This is a genomic window from Novipirellula rosea (assembly GCF_039541335.1).
GTDB lineage: Bacteria > Planctomycetota > Planctomycetia > Pirellulales > Pirellulaceae > Novipirellula > Novipirellula rosea.
Window position 1 is genome coordinate 217,326 of sequence record NZ_BAABGA010000018.1, and the last position, 20,548, is coordinate 237,873.

A 20,548-nucleotide genomic window follows, 5' to 3' on the forward strand; every position below is an offset into this window, starting at 1 on the left:
TCAAACCTTGGGTGACGTCTGTTGTCGTTTTGCCCAAGCGGCCGCTCCCATCGCGCCGGCGTCATCACCCAGTGTTGCGGCGACCACGTCGAAGGTGTCTTTGTAAACAGGCATCACGTGCTCGCGAGCCGATTTCTTGACCGCTTTGACGATCAGATCTTCCATCGCTTCGACTAACCCGCCGCCCAAAACAATTTTGTCAGGCGACAGGATATGAACGACATTGGCGACTGCGATTCCAATACTGCAAGCCGCCTCTTCGACAAGTTTGCGAACGATGTCGTCACCCTTGGCGATCGCATCGGCCAACGCCCCACTGCGAATTTCACTCAGATCCGTACCCGCGCTTTTAAGTAGATTCGGAGCATCGCCGCGAAACGCCGCCTTTGCTGCTTCCGCCGCGATCGTCAATCGACTCGCCTCGGCTTCGAGTGTACCGGGGGTCGCCGAACCCGAGGCACGTGTATCTGAGGAAATCCGAGTGTGTCCGATTTCCATGCAAGAGAAATTAGCGCCTTGCAGAATCTTATCTTCATAAACACATCCGCCACCGACGCCGGTCCCAGGAAAGATCCCGACAACACAACTCGCTTTTTTGGCGGCACCAAATTGGTACTCGCCAAACACCCCCGCATCGACATCGTTCATGACGGTGACGCCACAACCAAATCGCTTCTTTAGAAACCCTGCGACATCGACATCGTCCCACCCCAGATTCGGCGTGGTCAAAATGCGACCTTTAGCAAGATCGATGGGGCCAGGACAGCCGATCCCAATCCCGGCAATTTGCTCTTTTGTCAGCTCGTTTTCGGTAAGCAATCGTTCGATCGTCGACGCGATCCGTTCGATTCCGTTATCGGATCCTTCGCGACCACGTGTTTTTCGCCGCCGACGCCCAAGCGGATTCCATTTTTCGTCGTAGGCAATCGCCAACATCTTTGTACCGCCCAGATCGAAGCCAATCCAAATGTTTTTTTCAGACGATGTCATGGAGGTTTCAATTAAACACGAGGAATCGAAAATCGATCAGCGGAATGAAATGGACGCAGTATCTCAGTACAAAATAAGAGCGAAACTTACCCGCACAATCAACCCGCCTTGGGCCAGAGCGACGGCGACTTCGGAGCTTCGCACCCTATGCTCCGATTGTGGCGAAAGCGATCAACATGATCCTTCAGCTAGCAACCCGCCCCTCCCCTTCTCGACAATCGCTTCGATTTTCCGCAAGCCGACGCGACACTTGGACGATCGGTTTGTAGAATTTGTGCGACTTCTTTCTTCTCCTGAGAGTTCTAATGAAATTTCGCTTCCCCGTTCTGATCATCGACGAAGACTTTCGCTCTGAAAACACCTCCGGCCTCGGTATCCGTGCGCTTGCCGAGGCGATGGAGGGTGAGGGTGCCGAAGTGATCGGAGCGACCAGCTATGGCGACCTGTCGCAATTCGCCCAACAACAATCGCGTGCTTCGGCATTTATCCTGTCGATCGATGACGAAGAATTCCTGACACCGGACACCGAAGAGTCCGCGATTGCCAATCTTCGCGCCTTCATTCAAGAGATCCGTTTCAAGAACAACGACATTCCGATTTTCTTGTACGGCGAGACACGAACATCCAGCCACATTCCGAATGACATTCTGCGAGAGCTGCATGGTTTCATTCATATGTTCGAGGACACTCCCGAGTTTGTCGCTCGACACATTCTTCGCGAGGCTCGTTCCTATACCGATGGACTAGCGCCGCCGTTTTTTCGCGCCTTGGTTCATTACGCCAACGATGGATCGTATTCGTGGCATTGCCCCGGTCACTCGGGCGGCGTTGCCTTTTTAAAGAGTCCTGTGGGCCAAATGTTCCACCAATTTTTTGGCGAGAACATGCTCCGTGCGGACGTTTGTAACGCCGTTGAGGAATTGGGACAACTGCTCGACCATACCGGTCCGGTTGCTGCGTCGGAACACAACGCGGCCCGAATTTTCAACGCGGACCATTGCTTCTTTGTCACCAACGGCACGTCAACGTCCAACAAGATGGTTTGGCACTCGACCGTCGCTTCGGGTGACATCGTGGTCGTCGACCGCAACTGCCACAAATCGATCTTGCACGCGATCATCATGACCGGTGCAGTGCCCGTCTTCTTAACCCCCACTCGCAACAACCTCGGATTGATCGGTCCGATTGCGTTGGATGAATTCCGCCCCGAAAACATCCAAAAGAAGATCAATGCAAACCCGTTTGCTCGTGAAGCCCAAGCAAAGCATCCCGATCGCAAGCCCCGCATTTTGACGATCACGCAAAGCACTTACGACGGCGTGGTCTACAACGTCGAGATGCTGAAAGAGTTGCTGGATGGCCAAATCGACACTTTGCACTTTGACGAAGCCTGGCTGCCGCATGCCGCGTTTCATGATTTCTATCACAACATGCATGCGTTGGGACGCGACCGCCCGCGATGCAAGGAAGCGATGGTCTTTGCCACCCACTCGACTCACAAGTTGTTAGCGGGTATCTCGCAAGCGTCTCAAATTTTGGTCAAAGAATCGGAGACCCAGAAACTCGACCGACACATCTTCAACGAAGCCTATTTGATGCATTCGTCAACATCGCCTCAGTACGCGATCATCGCGTCATGCGACGTCGCTGCTGCGATGATGGAACCGCCTGGCGGGACTGCGTTGGTCGAAGAATCGATTGCCGAAGCGCTGAATTTCCGCCGTGCGATGCGGAAGGTCGACGCCGAGTGGGGCGACGATTGGTGGTTCCAAGTTTGGGGGCCGGACGAGATTGTCGACGATGGCATCGGCACGCAAGAGGACTGGATCTTGCATCCCGACGACAACTGGCACGGCTTCGGAAACCTTGCCGCCGGTTTCAATATGCTCGACCCGATCAAGGCGACCGTCGTCACACCGGGGCTAAGCGTCAATGGCGAGTTTGCCGAATCGGGTATCCCCGCTTCGATCGTGACACGCTACTTGGCCGAACATGGCGTTGTTGTCGAGAAAACCGGACTCTATTCATTCTTCATCATGTTCACGATCGGGATCACCAAAGGACGTTGGAATACGCTGCTTAGCGCATTGCAACAGTTCAAGGACGACTACGATAAGAACTTGCCGATGTGGAAGATTTTGCCTGAATTTTGTCAGGCGTTCCCAAGCTACGAGCAAACCGGGCTAAAAAATCTTTGTCAACAAATTCACGACGCGTACAAGACGCATGACATCGCTCGCGTGACCACCGAGATGTATTTGTCACCCATGCAACCGGCGATGAAACCGTCCGATGCTTACGCGATGATGACACACCGAGAAATCGATCGCGTGGAAATCGATGAGCTCGAGGGACGGGCAACCGCCGTGTTGCTAACACCGTATCCGCCAGGCATCCCGCTGTTAATTCCGGGAGAACGGTTCAACGGAACCATTGTCAAATACTTGCAATTTGCCCGCGAATTCAACGAAAAATTCCCTGGATTCCATACCGACATCCATGGTTTAGTCGAAGAAAATATCGATGGGGCACGCAAGTACTACGTGGATTGTGTACGGTAGCGAGTTAAGCAAATTGCTCTCTCCCCTCCAGTTCCATTAGAAAATCCCCGAATGACCGAGACAGCGGAAGCGAGCGGTGCGAATTCACCGCCTTCGACAGTGGATCCACCGACACGATTGTTTTCCATCCTTCGCTGTATCGGCCCGGGGCTGATCGTCGCGGGATCGATCGTTGGCAGTGGCGAGCTGATTGCAACGACCAAAACCGGGGCCGAAGCAGGATTTAGTTTGCTGTGGCTGATCATTCTCGGCTGCGTTGTCAAAGTGTTCGCCCAAATCGAGTTCGGTCGCTACGCCATCGTCAGCGGCAAGACAACGCTGCGAGCGCTGGACGAAGTACCGGGGCCTCGCATTCGTGGCCGCGGCAATTGGTTGGTGTGGTATTGGGTGCTGATGTGGATCGCCAGCATCAGTCAACTTGGCGGCATCGTCGGCGGCGTCGGCCAATCGTTGGCGATCAGCTTGCCGCTGACCGCACAAGGCGCCGACTACAACGAAATCGCAGACGCCGAAACACTGCTGCAGTTCCAACGCTACGCACCGGATGACATCGACGTCGACGTTTCGGCAGCCCAGCAGCAGATTGCAACTAGCAAACAAGCGTACCGCGACCGACACCAGGACGCGGCACCCGAGGACATTTCCGCTCCGAACGATGCGGCCATCTGGGCGACCGTCGTGGCCTTGATCACCAGCGTGGTGCTGTGGGTCGGCCGCTATGGATTGATCCAGTCGCTATCGACAATCCTGGTCACATCGTTCACCTTGCTGACAATCACGAATCTGTTTTTCTTGCAAGACCAACCTGATTTCCGGGTCAGTTTGTCCGAGTTTTTCAGTGGTCTGAAATTCCATCTACCTGCCTCCGAGGGCCAAGGTGCAAGTGAAACCGCACGACCGATCGGCACCGCACTTGCCACCTTCGGGATCATTGGCGTGGGGGCCGCCGAGCTTGTCGTTTACCCCTATTGGTGCCTAGAAAAAGGGTACGCCCGCTTCGTGGGAACCGACGATGGATCGCCCGAATGGCTGCGAAGAGCAACGGGGTGGATGCGAGTGATGCGAGTCGACGCTTGGGGAGCGATGCTCGTGTACACCTTTGCCACGATCATCTTCTACCTGCTTGGTGCGGCGATCTTGCATCGCGTGGGCTTGAACCCTGAAAAGGACAATATGGTTCGCACCTTGGCGGTGATGTTCGTTCCCGTGTTTTCCGAGTGGGCGTCAGCGATCTTTTTGTTCGGCGCCTTCGCCGTGCTCTACTCGACCTATTTCGTTGCAAACGCGAGCCACGCGAGAACATTTTCGGACGCGATGTGCGTGGTGGGACTGATCGGCGACGATCCGCAAACCCGAGAAAAATGGATCCGCTGGCTCAGCGGAGCATTCCCACTTTTGTGTTTATTGATTTACCTAGCATTCCCAGCGCCCGCGCAATTGGTCTTACTAAGCGGCGTGGCGCAAGGCGTGATGCTGCCAATGTTGGCAGCAGCGGCATTGTATTTTCGCTACCATCGCTCTCGAGCAGAACTGACGCCCGGCGTCCTGTGGGACATCATGCTGTGGCTCTCCGCCGCCGCAATGTTGGTCACGGGAGCATGGACTGTCGCTGAAAAATTCCTTGGCTAATTCCTTGACAAACGAATCCTTCAAACCTGTCCCCCATCCGCTGCCGGCACGGACGTCCGAAGCCGCGCTCTATGACGTTGCCAAAGACTTGCCCGGCACCCGCATCCTCAGCACATCGATGGGCCGCGGCCAAGCGGCACGCTGGCTGTACCGTGACCGCAGCGATGCGAGCGTTTCGCTGTGGTACCTCGATCAATTCCAACAACGACTCGCGATGGCTGACCACGATGCCGACATCAAGGCTTTGCCCGAACCTGCGTTGGCTGAACCTGCGTTGGCTAAAAATCCGTTGGCTAAAAGTCGGTCGCCTGAAAATCGCTTGCCTGAAAACCCGGTGCCGGATCCACATCACTCGCTATCGATTGTGTGCGACACGGACTTGCCCGAGGGTGAAGTGGATCTTGCGTTGATCCCCTGCTCGGTGCGTGGCGAAGCCGAACTGCAACGCGATTTAATGCAACAAGCCTATTCCCGTCTGGTCATCGGCGGCCGGCTTGTGACCAGCGTCGACAATGTGAACGACCGCTGGCTACACGATCAATTGAAGGTCTTTGGCGTGAAAGTCAGCGTCCGACACTTCGACGACGCTGTGGTCTATGTAGTTCGCAAAGAGCAAGCACTGAAACGTCAACGCAGCTTTGAATCGGAATTCACTTTTCGCTTTCGCGGCCAAACGATCGCGGCGATCACGCGGCCGGGTGTGTTTTCGCATCGCCGGCTCGATGCGGGCGCGAAAGCGTTGATGGACGCCGTCACGATCGAATCGGGCCAGCGGCTGATCGAGATTGGCTGCGGTTGCGGATCGGTGACGATGGCGTTGGCGATGCAAACCGGCGGCATCCATGCGTTGGCGATCGACAGCAATGCGCGGGCGATTGAGTGCACACGCAGGGGGGCGAAAAAGAATGGTCTCGTTGACATTGACGCCCAATTGACCTGTGAAGGAGATTGCGATTCGCCGGCCAGCTATGATGTAGCGGTGGGCAACCCGCCTTATTTCGCCAATTTTCAGATCGCCCGACTGTTTGTCGATGCCGCCATGCGAGCGCTGCGACCGAGCGGACGGCTGTATATCGTGACCAAACAGCCCGAGTGGTACGAAGAAAATCTGGTGACCGAGTGGCACGATATCCGCGTTATCGCTGGCAAACAGTACGCGGTCGTTGAAGCCTGGAAATAGTTTTTCCAAAATTCTCCGTCGGATGCGAAATAATCAGCAGGACCTGCGCATCTTCTATAGCGTAACGACGGCCCCATGAGCACGAAGACTCCTGAAAACGCGGAACACGAGGACTCCGACGAAGCGTGGCGAAGGGTTTTTCTGGAATCCCAACCGACGCTCCGTGCCTTCCTGCGCCGCCGACTCGCCCAAGAAGCCGATGTCGAGGACTGTTTGCAAACCGTTTTCATCAAGTTGGTCCAGCGGGGAGACCAGGTTCCCTTGGTCGCTCGTCGAGCGTGGTTATTTCGGGTTGCAGCCAACGAATGTGCGCGACATTGGCGAGATCGATCCACGACAAATCGAGTTCTTGTGAAACAGGCGACCTACGAATCAAGCAACCACAGTGATGATCATCTACAGCGTTTAGTCGCTGCCGAAACTGCCGAGCAACTCCTGCAATCGATCCAAAATTTGCCTGAGAACTGGCAAGCCATCTTACGACTTCGAATCCACGAAAACCTAACATTTCAACAAATCGCCGACCAACTGCAAATCCCGCTCGGAACCGCACTGACACAAATGAGGCGGGCACTCCAGCGACTTCGCGAAGACCTGCAACCTCGCCAAGACGAAGCGAGTGAATCAGAACGAGGCCAAGAACAATGAACGAACTTTCAAACGAAGCATGGCGAGAACAGTGTCTGCTGTACTTGCTCGGCGAATTGCCCACCGAGCGATTGGCTGAATTCGAAGCACGACTGGGCGAAGCGGATTGGTTTGGCGACGAATTGGCCAAAATGGCGGAAACAATTCAGTTGGTGGCCGAAGCCCCCACGCCATGCCAAGCTTCGCCGCCGCTGTGCGTTCATGACGCCGATGTCGATTCGCACGCCTGTCTGGATTCCCATTCAGGATCGTCGCGATTGGTGCTGTTGGCGATCACGTTGGCTGCATCGGTGATGATCGCCTTTGTCGTTGGAAAGCAGACTCGGGATCCCGCAGAAAACACGGTCCCCAACGCAGCGACCTTTACCGAAGCGACGCTAGTGGCTCGAGCGTGGGCTCAATCCGTATCGGTGCTGCAATTGGACGAAGAGAGTCTGTCCGAATTTGCGATGAACGACTTGGTCTTGGATGGCCCCGAAGAATTTTTCACGCGTGAAACCGAGTCGGACGCGGACGATTCAGCGTTCGCTTGGATCGTCGCGGCAATCGACGATGGAGATCAAATCGATGGTTAATTATTCGCAGCGACGGCGACTCACCTGTTCGCTCTCGGCGATCGTGCTCATCAGCGTTGCCGTTTCGATTTTGTCGCCGTCCTGGGCTGCCGATTCGGGTGTCAGCCCTAATTCGGACCGGTCCAATCCGGCGACGCAGATCGATCCCAAACTTGAAGCAGCTGCAATCGCCCTGGTTAACAGCCAGCTACCCGAGTTGGAACCGTTACTCGATCGGCTGAGAAGCAACGAACCGGCTCAGTACCACACCGCGATACGCGATCTCGCCAGATCCGCCAAGCGGCTAGAAGCGGCGAAGAACCGCGATCCAGAGATTTACGAAATCGAATCGAAACTGCTGCAAGCACAAATGCACGTCAAACTGCTTGCCGCAAAACTGAAAGTCCGAGATCGGCAAATCGATCGTGAAGCACTTCGCGAGGCGGTGGAGACGTTAATCCAAACGGAAATTAAACGCGCCGAAGCTGAGATCCGCTACACAAAACAGAGAATCGAACGAACCCAACGTCAACTTGCTGCTGCCGAAGAACGACTCGAAGCGAAACAACAAAACTTCGAAACCTATCTCGACAAGAACTACCAACAACTTTTGCGTAGTGCGGGTCGCAGCAAAGACAAAAAGAAAGACACAAAATAACGACGCGGTTCACCCCGCGATCCGTCATCCCGATCCTTCCTTCATTCCCCATCCTTGGCCCATTGGTGTTTTCAATGATTCGAACCACCGCGAAACCTCTGTCACTCATCGCTTGCATCGCCTTGGCATGCTTCGTTGGCCAAAAACCATCGACGACGCATGCAGAACCGGCGGTGCCAAAATCGCAAAAATCCTCTGCCTCCAAACCGATCCCCCCTTTGAGCGAGCGATTTGCCAACGCGGATGCTTCGGAAGTCCCCGATTTCCAAAAGCACATCACTCCGCTACTGGGTCGACTCGGATGTAACGGACGTGCTTGCCATGGTTCGTTCCAAGGCCGTGGTGGTTTCCAGTTGTCGCTATTTGGCTATGACTTCAAAGCAGATCACGAGGCGTTGATGGCCGAGAATGCCGGACGGGTAGATACCAGCGATGTGGATGAGAGTCTGATTCTGGCAAAACCCATCGATGCCGACATGCACGAGGGAGGAAAGCGATTTGACGAAGGAAGCTGGCAACACCACACGCTTCGTCGCTGGATCGCATCCGGAGCCAAGTTTGATCCGAAACAGGTGCAAACGTTGCAACGTTTGGAAGTCACCCCGAGTGAAATTCAATTTAGTAAACCAGGGGAACAGGTTCAATTAAAGGCGTATGCACATTGGCCTGATGGCAGCGTCGAAGATGTTACCGAACTTTGTCGTTTCAGTTCGAACGATGACGCGATCGCAGCGATTGACGAAGAGGGGCATATTGATTCGGGCGAACAAGGCGACACCCACGTTGTTGTTTATTATGACAACGCCGTGGTTCCGGTTCCCGTGATTCGTCCGATCGGCTCCTCTGCGTCACATGTAGCCCAATTGCCAGCCAAGCCAATTGACAAACTCGTTCAACAGAAACTCAACAAGCTTGGCGTGGTGCCTGCGGGCCCCTGTACCGACTCGGAATTCATTCGTCGGGTTTCGTTGGACATGACCGGAATGCTTCCCGCAGGTGAAACGGTACGTGAATTCATTGCCGATACATCGCCGGACAAACGCGAAAAGCTGATCGAAGAGTTGCTCGATTCGCCCGCCTACGCGGCATGGTGGGCCACACGTATGTCGGATTGGACCGGCAACAGCAACGAACAACTCAACAACGTCCTGCCGATCCGCAACGCCGCCTCGCGATTGTGGCACGAATGGCTACGGGTTCGTTTGGAGGACAACGTTCCCTACGACCAAATTGTGGCCGGAATTGTCGAAGCGAACAGCCGCCAAGAGGGCGAAAGTTATCGCGAGTTTTGCGAACAAATGACAAAAGCTTGCTCGTCCGGAAACGAAGAGGTCTTTGCGAAACGTGATGGTATGCCACTGTTCTGGGCACGACGCAATTTCCAAAAACCCGAAGAGCGAGCGATCGGATTTGCTTATGCATTTCTAGGAGTTCGGATTGAGTGTGCGCAGTGCCACAAACATCCATTTGACCAATGGTCCAAAGACGATTTTGAACAATTCTCGCAACTATTCACTCCGATTCGGATTAACCAAAACCAAGTTTCTCCGGATGCCAAAGCGGTTCGCGACGAACTGTTAAAGGACATCACCGATGGCAAGAAACTCAATAATGGCGAGCTTCGCAAAGCCGTCTACACTGCGGCCCAGAAGGGCAAAGTCGTTCCGTTTGGTGAGTTGCTGGTGAATACACGTGGCGCGTCGGACAAAGCAAAACGGGCACGAGCGAATGCAAAGAAAAAGGGACAAAAGGTTCCTGAACTGAAACTTCCCACCGGCACCATTCTTGGCCAGGGTGAACCGGTCACGCTCGACAAAGACCCTCGCCCGGCGCTGATGCAGTGGCTTCGCGATAAAGACAATCCGTACTTTGCCAAAGCGATCGTCAATCGCGTCTGGGCCAACTATTTCGGCACCGGAATCGTCGACCCATCGGACGACATGAACCTTGCCAACCCACCGAGCAACGCACCGCTGCTGGATTATTTGGCCCGCGAGTTCATTGCTCAAGACTTTGACTTGAAATGGCTTCATCGCGAAATCGCCAATAGCGAAACCTATGCTCGATCCGCAGAAACCAACGACACCAACGTTCACGACCGTGTCAATTTCTCGCGTCACATTCCACGACGACTGCCTGCCGAAGTGGTCTACGACGCTGTTGTCTTGGCGACGGGCTCGGATGATAAGGCAAGCCAACTTCGCGGCGAAGTGAGCGAAATGGCGATCGCCGAAGGCATTGCCCAAAACCGCAATCAGAAAAACTTTGCTCTGGAAGTGTTTGGTCAATCGACTCGCGAATCTAATTGTGATTGCGATCGCAGTGATTCACCAAGTCTGCTGCAATCGATCTATCTGCGTAACGATGCCGACATGCACAAACGGCTGTCCGACAAAAACGGCTGGGTCGCTCAGGCATGTGAAGCCCTCGGCGTGCCCGGCCCAAGTCAACGCGTTGATCCGAAGCAAGCCGCCGCTGTGCGTGCTGCGGACAATTACCGCAAAATGATCATCAACCGTGTGACCAAGTTCAACTCGCTACCCAAAGAACGACAAAAGAAAACGCGAGACCAAATCGAAAAAGAATACAAACGAATGGCGAACAAGTTCGAGCAATTCGACTTTGAAATGCCTTCTTTGGAATCGCTGATTGCCAACCCCAAATCGTGGCGAGAGCTCCAGCCTACCAAGGCTGCGAACAAAGCCGCATCGAACACCGTGTCGAAGCTGGTCGAAGACGCCTACCTTCGCACGCTCAGCCGCTTCCCCGATGACGAGGAACGCGAGATCGCCGAAACGTTTATCAGCGAATCCGAAACGCCTGCCAACGGAATGGAATCGCTGATGTGGGCATTGGTGAATACCAAAGAATTCATCATCACTCACTAAACCTCCCGCTGCTCCTGCTACGAATTCACTCGCTCCCTTCATCCCCGTTCCTTTCTCTCCCCCCGTTACAGAGTCGATAACTATGGAAATTCATTCAACGTGTGATGGCATGAAACGTCGTGACATGCTCAAAGTGGGTGCACTTTCACTCGGCGGCTTTACGCTGGCAAACTACATGCGAATGGCCAGTGCGGGGCAGGTGGAATCGGGTCGTGCCGATCGCGCGATCTTTATCGAACTCAACGGCGGTCCGTCGCATATCGATACGTTCGATCCCAAACCCAATGCCCCGGATACGGTTCGCGGAACGTTCAAGCCGATTGCCACGAATGTTCCTGGCATCCAGATCTCGGAGCATCTGCCGAAGTTAGCGGGCTGCGCCGACAAGTACGCCATTCTTCGCGGCGTCAGCCACACCTTGGCGGCTCATCAACTCGGTCGCGAGTACGTAAACACGGGAAGCAAACCAATTCCGTCGCTTGATTACCCAAGCTACGGCGCCGTGTTGAGCAAAGAGAATCCATCCGATGGTGACATCCCTAGCCAAGTCGCGGTGCCTCGCAGCGGCCACGGTCCTGGCTTCCTGGGGATTCGCTACGCCGCTCTGGAGACAAACGCGACGCCGCAGTTTGGCCAACCCTACTCGGTACGCGGCATTTCGCTTGCCGGAGGAATCGGAGTGGACGAAGTAAAACGTCGCCAACAATTACTCAAAAAGCTTGATCGTCGTTTCGCCAACCTGGAAAAGAACGACCAGCTGCTTGAGGGATTGGACAAATTTGGCGAACAAGCTTATTCGATGATCACGTCGTCGCGTGCGCGAGAAGCGTTTGACATCAGCAAAGAACCCGAGAGTTTCGCGAGACAGTTTGGTGAAGAGTCGTTTGGCCAAAGCTGTCTGCTCGCACTGCGATTGGTTGAATCGGGCGTACGGCTTGTGAATGTCCAGCTCGGCGGCTGGGACACCCACCAAGACAACTTTACCAAGCTGAAGGAGAACAACTTGCCTAAGCTTGATGCGGGGCTAAGCGGACTTCTCAATGGCCTTGAGCAACGCGGATTACTCGAACGAACCGCCGTCTTTGTGACGGGCGAGTTTGGCCGGACTCCGAAGATCAACCAGCGAAGCGCCGAAGGGGGCCGCGATCACTACCCACGATGCATGTTCATGCTGATGGCCGGTGGTGCAGTGCGTGGTGGCCAAGTGATTGGCGAAAGCGATGACACCGCTGCGGGACCACGCCACGAAGCCATTACGCCCGATGATGTGGCCGCCAGCTTCTATCACAACCTGGGGATCGATCCGACGCTCGAATACGACTCCAACACCGGCCGTCCGATCACACTGGTTCGCAACGGAACCATCATCGAGAAGCTATTCTCATAGCGCAAAAGAGAAGGGCCATGGTGAAGCCCTCCCTGCCTCACCATGGCCCATCAAAAATGGAACGATGACACCGATCGTTCCACCCTCCCAATCCATGGTGCTAATACTATCGGCTGTAGGGAAGGCAGAACTAAACCGGATTCATCCTCGCCAAGGATTTTTTTTTGCGGATCAGGCAAATCGGACGCCAGCCACCCGCCAGAGCTATGGCCGGGTGTTCATCAATCGAAAAAGGGTGCGGTCATAGCGAAAGTCACTAATATTCCCGCTGGCTAGCCGCCCCGGGGCGAATTGCTCTTGGTGAGCTTCGCCCCTTTGATTCAAGTGCCGCGAGGCCCGATTAGCGGTGTGCCCCATCGCAACCTGCATCACAATGATGGCGTGCCGCCAAATTCCGCTTCCCTAGCACACAACTTTCGCATTGGCCGCGATTATTGCACTCGCATCGGTTGTGGATATGTTTGTGATGCTTGTCACAGTGCTGCTGACGCTCGAGCGCGTAACCGTCCCAGAGGTGCGCGTTACACGGATCGCCACGAAAATATTGGCGAAGCGTCGAAGTGGGCAACACAGGCACTTCGTGCGGCTTGCAGATATACGCGGGTTCACAAGTGGTCCGCGACGCACAACCATGGTTACAACCGCGGTGCCCACACGAGCAAGCGGCATCGTCTTCGATCATCCCATAAGCCATCGGTGGCTGATCCGCTGCGATCACCGGTGCTGGAATGTTCACCGCATCGGGTAGCAACAGGCTAGCCGATCCAGCGTTGGAAGTTTGTGACCGCTGCGGGTCTCGCACCGGTGCGGGGATCAGTGGTGCCGGCTGAAGTTGGTCCGATGTCGTCGGGTCCGCAACGGGAGTTGGCGAATTGCGATCGCTCAAACTCTTGACGGCCTCTTGGTCTGAATCGACATCAGAAACGAACTGAGTAGGCCGATCGATCGCGGGATCCTCGCCGACCATCGGCGCATCGGCAAAAGTCAGACTATCGAGCAAAACGTCAAGATCGCTCTCGGCGTGCACGCGTGTTACCAAGGTTGCTGAACAAACCATCGCTATCGCTGCGAGTGCAGCGGGAGTTCGCTTAAGCATAGAATGAACTTCCATGTTGAGAGGGAAAGAGGGGGAAACGCGATCGAGACGTTCTCGGCCGCGAACAGCCGCACCTCGTTTCATCCCCCTTTGCAGCGAGTCGATCCGAGTTGCGAAGCACCGAGATGAATCCTGGGCATCCTGGCACCTAAACAAGCATGGCCGCGCGTCAAGCGGTTGGCAAATAAAAGCAAATTTTTTGCCGACGAAAAGACCTTACTACCCCACTGGAATCGTTGCCGTCGCGAAGGTTTCCCGAAACCGATCAATCGCTGTCAACGCACTAGTTTGACACCCGAGTTCGTCCTGATTGCGTTTGGAGAAAAGGGAACATGCCGTCTAATGGGTCGTTCCGAGTAACGCGTTTTCAATTCGGCTCATTCGTTCAGGATCGAGGATTTTGCCACCCATCCGATCCGAGACATAAAAGACGTCCGCAACTTGATCCAGATGCGTATCAATTTTGGCAAAGTGCAAGACGACATCCATTTCTGCGAAGGTCGCTGCGACACGGTACAACAACCCCACTTCGTCATACGCAAACAACGAAACGATGGTAAATCGGTCAACGGTATCATTGTCAAACGTCACCTTGGTGGGCAACACATTGACCTGATCTCCTTCACTATTTTGGGTCGACCATTTTCGAGGGTGAGCCGGCAGCGGTTTGTCGGGCGAATCAAGCAGTTTACAAACACGCAATTGCAGTTCTTCGATGCGATGGCTTGGTGGGCATTCGGGGTAGAGCGGGTCTGCGACCCAAAAATCATCCCAGGCCAAATCATCGCCAACGGTTTCTACCTGAGCACGCAAAATGGAGAGCCCGGCGGTCGTGAACGCTCCGGTGGCACGCGCGAATGTGCCAATCGACTGCTGCGGCTCGCGACGAACGACGGTGTAACGCATCGCCGAAAAGACAGGATCGAAACACGCGAGACAAATTGATTCACTGTTTGAATTGAGTTTATCGGCAACGTCACACAGTTGTTGGGCGAGTTGCTCGGGCTCGCTTCGCGTCAACAGCGAAAGAGGCAGCGTTTCAAGTAACTGAGAACAGCTGTCGGGAGCACGGTTGGCTTTAAGACGTTTCTGCACATCGGCTCGGATCAGATCGATCTCGGGATCATCTTCGCTGCCGGGCAAATTGCCAGTATCAAAATAACGCCGCGTACGAACATACAACTCTTCGATCAGATTCAATTTCCAATCGGTCAGCACGTCGGGGCCAACCGCTTGCAAATCGGCCACCGCGTGCACGATCAACAATTCGAGTCGACGAATCGAGCCCACTTCGGCGGCGAACGAGAGTACGATCTGAGGATCGCTGAGGTCATGTCGAAACGCGATGACATTGACAAGCAGATGCTTTAGTACGAGCCAGTGCAGCGTCTCGGCCGACGCCCGATCGAGCCCTAAACGCTCCGCCGTTTCCAATGCGATACGAGCGCCCACGATGCAGTGATCTTCTTCGTAGCCTTTACCAATATCGTGAATAAGCAAGGCGAGGTGCAGCAACCCCTTGTCTTTGAGTCGTCGATAGCGACGTCCCATCGCGGTGGGTTGATCTTGCAAATCGGTCGCCGCTTCGACCGAACGGATGCAATGCACGTCGACGGTAAATTTGTGATAGGCATTGAACTGCAGCAATCCACGCGTCCGTTCGAAGGCGGGAATGAACTGCTCAATGATCTTTAACTCATGCAATCGCCGCAACAATTCTGCCAACCGTCCGGGACGGCTCAACAGTGACAAAAACGCGCCAATCGAATTCGGATCGGGAACCGAAGCGGGCCGTTCCTGCATCGCCAAGCGGATCGCTTGCCACGTTTGGTGCGTGATCCGTCGGCCGTGCTGGTTTGCCAAAAACATCAAACGCAACACATCCGGCAAACTCGATGCAAACTTCTCGAGATGAGCATTGGGAACCCAGATATGCGTGGGACCGAGCCGAATATTCTCAGAGATCGTGCGAGAAAAGATTTTTTCCAGCAGGTGATAAACAAGCGGACGAGCGAGTGAATCATCGGCGAAAAATCCGGATGCGTAACGAACTGCCCGGGTGTTTTCAAAGTAGTCCTGCATGAACTGCTCGACCGGCAACTTTCCCTCTTCGCCGGGATAGTTCCATGCACTGGCAATTTCCATTTGCATCGGACGATCCAAAACGTCCTGGCTCTTCTTTTCGCGGAAATGGATTTCATTGCGAACACGCAACATAAACTCCGCTGCTTTCCGCAGCACCCGATAATCCTCTTCGGGCAATCCACCGAGTTTCACCAATTTTTCAAGATCGGTTTCGCCATAGCGAGCAAACCCGATCCAACGAATCAATTGAATGTCGCGTAGTCCGCCCCGCGAGCGTTTGACATTGGGCCGCAGCAGATAATTGGTTTCGCCCCATTTGCGGCGTTCCTCACGCCGCGCCGCGACACAGTCGTGAATCAGTCTCTTTTGACGCCGCATCGCGCCTTGTCGCAACGCGTTGAAATACTTGCTGTAGACCTGCAAACTGCCTGACAACAAGCGTGACTCGGTCAACGACGTGAACACCACAGGATCCTGCCACGCCAACATACAGGCTTCGCCAACCAAGCGAATCGAAAAGCCCACGACGATCCCTGCGTCGACGAGATCTCGTGTCAAATTTGTCGCGACGCTATTGGCAAGATGTTCCGATCCCCGCGTCGTCAACAACATTAAATCGGCATCGGAATAGGGCGCCAGGTCCCGCCGTCCGAATCCTCCGTGTGCCACCAGTGCGAGACCGCTGATGGCGCGATCATCCTCGCACTGCTCGATCGCATCGCTCCACACGTCCAGCACGATGTCGTCGTACAGATCCGCAAGTCGGGCGGAAACGAGAATCCCTTGGGAACCCGATTCGTGTTGTATCTGAGCCTTCGCCCGGCCCTCGCGAAGACGTTGGCGGCAGCGGATGACGACGGGACGTAATGAAGTGCTTGCAGCCATGAGCCATGCAGAAAAAGAAGCGACTACAGTCACTGGTGCGCGTCGGTGAACGCAAAGCCTGGAATCGATCCAGGTCATGGATCGCTAAATCCACGATTTCCGATTCGATCGCCAACCGATTCCACGAGTGTCCGCGACATCCATCGATGCCAAGTCTCGATGAACGTTGATTGAAAACAGAATGGCAACGCCAACGCATCACGCGACGACGTTGCGAGACATCGATTCGCCCACCTTCCGCCTCGGTGTCAAGAATCAAGCCTCTTTGTTAACGCCCTAATCGATTTAACGTTGCGACGAGGTTAACGTTGCGATCGATGAGGGCATCGCCACATTACAGTGCGTCTTCGCCGCGTTCACCGGTACGAATTCGAATCGATTCTTCGAGATTGGTAACAAAAATCTTTCCGTCACCAATTTGCCCCGTCTGGGCCGTTTGCAAGATGGTATCGACAACCATTTGCAGGTTCTCGTCGGTGCAAATCACTTCGATCTTTACTTTCGGAACGAAATCGATTGCGTACTCGGTCCCTCGATAGATCTCGGTATGCCCTTTTTGCCGTCCAAATCCACGCACCTCACTAACGGTCATGCCGTGCACGCCATGGTCGGTTAAGGCATTCTTGACGTCCTCTAGCTTGAAATGACGGACGATGGCTTCGACTTTCTTCACAACGATACCTCGCTAAAACTTGATTCCCAAACCAACAACGGCACTCCGACCGTTTTGGACATATTGTACACTGGCGAGCACACCCCACCAGCGGTCTCAAAGTCACGCGAATCCGCCCCAAAATCGTGAACGGGCCCAAAATCGCGAACGGGCCTACCCTTTCGCTTCTCCGCAAGCGAAGGAGGGTGGCTTATCTTCGGCGCGAGCTCTCGCACACAGCTTACTTCGGCCGCTGCCAAGGGTCGTCCTCGACATTGGCGTCGAAATTGGCGACCCGAGAAAGCACAAACAATAAATCGCTCAATCGATTCAAATAAACAATCAACTCCTCCGACACGCTCGCCTCGTGCCGCCGAACCAGCGTGACCACGCGTCGTTCGGCACGGCGGCAAATCGAACGTGCCAAATGCAAATGGGTCGCGGCTGCGACGCCGGCCGGCAGGATGAAATTTTTCAGCGGTGGCAATACCGACTCATGTTCGTCGATCCACCCCTCCAACTGTTTGACATGCACCTCATCAATGATCCGCATCCCATGTTCGTCGGGGTTCGGCGTCGCCAACTCCGCTCCGATCGAAAACAGGGCATGTTGGATTTGACACAACTGGGAATCCATCGTCGCTGAAACGCCGGCCGAGCGGACCAAGCCGAGAGCAGCATTGAGTTCATCGACCGTTCCATAGGCTTCGATTCGATCGTCGTCTTTGGCGACTCGCGGCCCGCCAAACAGACCTGTGCTGCCCGCATCGCCCGTGCGTGTGTAAATTTTCATTTCGATGCAATCACTTCTGGTTTGACCAATGACACGGGGTGAACGAAGAACACGGTTTTGCCCCTTCCCTCTATGTTGTAACCTTCTCGACATCCACGATCCACAAAGAGTCAATCCCTCGATGAAAGTATCTCCCGATGGCGGCGTGCGTGCCGCCGGCATTCTACTGATGCTGAAAAGCCCCACGCGACAATTTCTATTGATGCGGCACCCTACGCGGTGGGATCTTCCCAAAGGCCATTGCGAAGCGGGGGAATCGTTCCAAGAGACGGCGATTCGCGAAACTCAGGAAGAAACCGGCATCGATCCATCCGTCATCGAAATCGACCCCGAGTTCTGCTTCGAAATTCGCTACCCGGTATCGTACAAAAAAACAGGCTCGCAGGTTTTTCAAAAAACAGTTCAATATTTCCTGGGTTATTTGGACCACCAACCCAAGCTCGTGCTGACCGAGCACGATGCGGCGGAATGGTTCCCATGGAATCCACCTCATGCCATCCAAGCGGAGACGATCGATCCGCTGTTGGCGGCGGTCGCAAGGCACCTTGCCCATGACAAGTCATAGGCTCACGACGAGTCATAAGCCAACGACAAGTCACGGGAGTGAGCCGGAATCAAACGCGAGACGAACATCCCGGCTTGTCATTGACCATGACGCTGCTGACGCGTCAATCTCCGGTTGCAGCCTCCAACCAATCTGCCCGTCCGTTAGTAGCGGGTTGCCGATGCGACGATCTCGATTTCATAAGCCCCGAGAAAATCCAGCACAGGCATCATCGCCTCGCCAATATCGCTATTGCTCAGATCGTTTGTGGAAACCGTCAAACGATCCGCCGCCGCAATTCCACCGGAGGTCGCATCTAGCGGCAACCAATCTCCGTCGACATGAGCAAGCGTCCAGGCGTGATACACCATTCGTGGCGACGGAGTTGCTTGATACCGAAAACCAAACGCGACTCGCGAAGCCACCCCTTTGGCGCGTAGCAGTGCGGCTAACAACACCGCATAGGCGGTTGCGTCGCCTTGCGCATTGCGGGCGACTTCCGAAGCGCGTTGAAAAGTGCCCGAGGCGGGATTCAATTGAGTTAACCGGTTCGCCGATCGAGCCAACTCAATCGCAAGTTCACGCTCACCGAGTTTTCCGGAGCCCCCGGCAGCTTGCGCAATTCGCCGCACCATCGTTTCTGACGAATCAATAATCGCACTCGGTTTACGGTCCGCATCGGTCACCGGAAAACTTCCTTGTTGGAAACCGTTTTTAGGAGCTTCCCCCAATGTCGAAACCAGAACCAACAGAGAGGTCTCGTCCAACTTCCGCACAAATTGATTCGGTTGCGGTTTGATAATCGACTTTTCCGCCGCAAGCGGCAGTGCCGTCCGCACCAACTTGAACCCCACACGTTTTGTCTCGCTAGGGCGTTCAAGCTCACTGTTGGTTAACGTGGACGCGATCGCGATCGCAGTCTGCTGCGACTCGATGTCTTTGGTTGCAATCTCCTTGTCGGTTCGGTACGTGACCAAATTTGATGCGGGATACATAACGCGACGAATCGCTCCATCGGGCTCGATCCAAATCACGTGATAAGTTTTGCGATCTTCACCCAAATCGGTTTCCACATCAATTTCCAGCAATTCACGTGGTTTTCCGTCGATCATCGGAACCGTAGCCTTAGCGACACAGTGCATTCGAACGGTGGTAACCAGCGGCTGGATCGGAGCCAGGGTTTGAAACGTTCGCTTCTGGCCGATGCGAAGCGGCGCGCGGCGAATCGACTCTTCCACCGCCAACAAGCCACGATGCTCGGCGCCCCAAGGGAATTTCTTGGTGGTCACTGCGGCACCGCGTGTTTTGACAGCAGTCAGCCCCGACTCGTCCACTGTCCCTTCGCATGTGGTGATGACCGGACCGACGCTTAAGTTGCTTTTGTAGTGCTGCAATTGTCCGTCAATCGTCTCGCTGGATTGATGCGAATGACGCTGAACAAAGGCGGACGCCGATCCTCGATGAATCAACAAACAATCTTCGATGTTCAGCTCGACATGCTGTTTTTCAGGATCACGTTGGTCCGCATCGCGAGTCGCGGTGACCGAGATGTGGCTGTATCCGACGTGCTTGTCACCCACGAAATAGGCATCCCAGGCCTCGAAATCACCGCGAAATTTGCGGTTCTCCTGCGTCGCATCTTCGCGAGCGACCTGCTCGCCCGCGGATTCCGCATCACCTTGGCTCGGCGGGTCGGCGGAAAGATACCGATCCGCCGGCGGGACCAACGGCACTCGCTCGGGAATATCGCAACCACTGAACAGCCCCCAGCCCAGCAAGAAACCGGTAATCCAGACAGCTTTGAACGTGGCAAAACGCTCCAGTGAAGTGCGGAAACCCGTCAAAGCGAAGCGTGAGCCGGCAAGGAACGTGAGCAATCGAAGCATGAAGCTGTCTATTTTCGAATCAGAAGAGAAAAAGGGAAACGCTGAACATTCTCAATGTTGAACCTCAATATTAAACCTTCTCGACGCGACAAAAAGGCGTCCAATTTTGCCC

At 54.7% G+C, this 20,548-nt stretch carries 15 protein-coding genes; 9 read left to right on the forward strand and 6 right to left on the reverse strand.

Features of this window, described 5'->3' with window-relative positions:
• Window positions 1-990, reverse strand: coding sequence for an ROK family protein (locus ABD971_RS07430; RefSeq protein ID WP_345320806.1), 990 nt, complete (start codon window positions 988-990; stop codon window positions 1-3).
• A gap of 305 nt (window positions 991-1,295) precedes the next feature.
• Between ABD971_RS07430 and ABD971_RS07435 the strand changes: the two genes are divergently transcribed.
• The 8 genes from ABD971_RS07435 (at window position 1,296) to ABD971_RS07470 (ending at window position 12,495) form a co-directional block, all read left to right on the forward strand.
• Window positions 1,296-3,551 (forward strand): Orn/Lys/Arg family decarboxylase, encoded by a 2,256-nt coding sequence (locus ABD971_RS07435; protein ID WP_339939434.1) that lies wholly within the window; start codon window positions 1,296-1,298, stop codon window positions 3,549-3,551.
• A gap of 51 nt (window positions 3,552-3,602) precedes the next feature.
• Window positions 3,603-5,180 (forward strand): Nramp family divalent metal transporter, encoded by a 1,578-nt coding sequence (locus tag ABD971_RS07440; protein WP_339939432.1) that lies wholly within the window; start codon window positions 3,603-3,605, stop codon window positions 5,178-5,180.
• Between the two features lie 4 nt (window positions 5,181-5,184).
• Complete coding sequence (locus ABD971_RS07445) at window positions 5,185-6,360, forward strand: class I SAM-dependent methyltransferase (protein ID WP_345320809.1); 1,176 nt, start codon at window positions 5,185-5,187, stop codon at window positions 6,358-6,360.
• A gap of 75 nt (window positions 6,361-6,435) precedes the next feature.
• Window positions 6,436-7,008 carry an RNA polymerase sigma factor gene (locus ABD971_RS07450; protein ID WP_345320811.1) on the forward strand — a complete coding sequence of 191 codons (573 nt, stop codon included), beginning with the start codon at window positions 6,436-6,438 and terminating at the stop codon, window positions 7,006-7,008.
• Window positions 7,005-7,583, forward strand: a complete 579-nt coding sequence (locus ABD971_RS07455) for a hypothetical protein (RefSeq protein ID WP_345320813.1) — start codon at window positions 7,005-7,007, stop codon at window positions 7,581-7,583. Before ABD971_RS07450 ends, ABD971_RS07455 begins: the two co-directional genes overlap by 4 nt.
• Window positions 7,576-8,220, forward strand: a complete 645-nt coding sequence (locus ABD971_RS07460) for a hypothetical protein (protein WP_345320815.1) — start codon at window positions 7,576-7,578, stop codon at window positions 8,218-8,220. Before ABD971_RS07455 ends, ABD971_RS07460 begins: the two co-directional genes overlap by 8 nt.
• A gap of 74 nt (window positions 8,221-8,294) precedes the next feature.
• On the forward strand, window positions 8,295-11,108 hold the full coding sequence (locus tag ABD971_RS07465) for a DUF1549 and DUF1553 domain-containing protein (RefSeq protein WP_345320817.1): 2,814 nt from the start codon (window positions 8,295-8,297) through the stop codon (window positions 11,106-11,108).
• Between the two features lie 82 nt (window positions 11,109-11,190).
• Window positions 11,191-12,495, forward strand: a complete 1,305-nt coding sequence (locus ABD971_RS07470; protein ID WP_339939419.1) for a DUF1501 domain-containing protein — start codon at window positions 11,191-11,193, stop codon at window positions 12,493-12,495.
• 340 nt (window positions 12,496-12,835) lie between these two features.
• Here the strand turns inward: ABD971_RS07470 and ABD971_RS07475 are convergent, their stop codons facing one another.
• The 4 genes from ABD971_RS07475 to ABD971_RS07490 form a co-directional block, all read right to left on the reverse strand.
• Complete coding sequence (locus ABD971_RS07475) at window positions 12,836-13,591, reverse strand: hypothetical protein (protein ID WP_345320821.1); 756 nt, start codon at window positions 13,589-13,591, stop codon at window positions 12,836-12,838.
• Between the two features lie 339 nt (window positions 13,592-13,930).
• On the reverse strand, window positions 13,931-16,561 hold the full coding sequence (glnD, locus tag ABD971_RS07480) for a [protein-PII] uridylyltransferase (RefSeq protein WP_339939415.1): 2,631 nt from the start codon (window positions 16,559-16,561) through the stop codon (window positions 13,931-13,933).
• A 334-nt stretch (window positions 16,562-16,895) separates the two neighbouring features.
• Window positions 16,896-17,234 (reverse strand): P-II family nitrogen regulator, encoded by a 339-nt coding sequence (locus tag ABD971_RS07485; RefSeq protein WP_146592695.1) that lies wholly within the window; start codon window positions 17,232-17,234, stop codon window positions 16,896-16,898.
• Window positions 17,235-17,454: 220 nt separating this feature from the next.
• Window positions 17,455-18,006, reverse strand: a complete 552-nt coding sequence (locus ABD971_RS07490) for a cob(I)yrinic acid a,c-diamide adenosyltransferase (RefSeq protein WP_339939410.1) — start codon at window positions 18,004-18,006, stop codon at window positions 17,455-17,457.
• Window positions 18,007-18,127: 121 nt separating this feature from the next.
• Here ABD971_RS07490 and ABD971_RS07495 point away from each other — a divergent pair, with 121 nt between their 5' ends.
• Window positions 18,128-18,571, forward strand: a complete 444-nt coding sequence (locus tag ABD971_RS07495) for a bis(5'-nucleosyl)-tetraphosphatase (RefSeq protein ID WP_345320827.1) — start codon at window positions 18,128-18,130, stop codon at window positions 18,569-18,571.
• A gap of 143 nt (window positions 18,572-18,714) precedes the next feature.
• Here the strand turns inward: ABD971_RS07495 and ABD971_RS07500 are convergent, their stop codons facing one another.
• Window positions 18,715-20,436, reverse strand: a complete 1,722-nt coding sequence (locus tag ABD971_RS07500) for a transglutaminase domain-containing protein (protein WP_345320829.1) — start codon at window positions 20,434-20,436, stop codon at window positions 18,715-18,717.
• Window positions 20,437-20,548 lie beyond the last annotated feature (112 nt).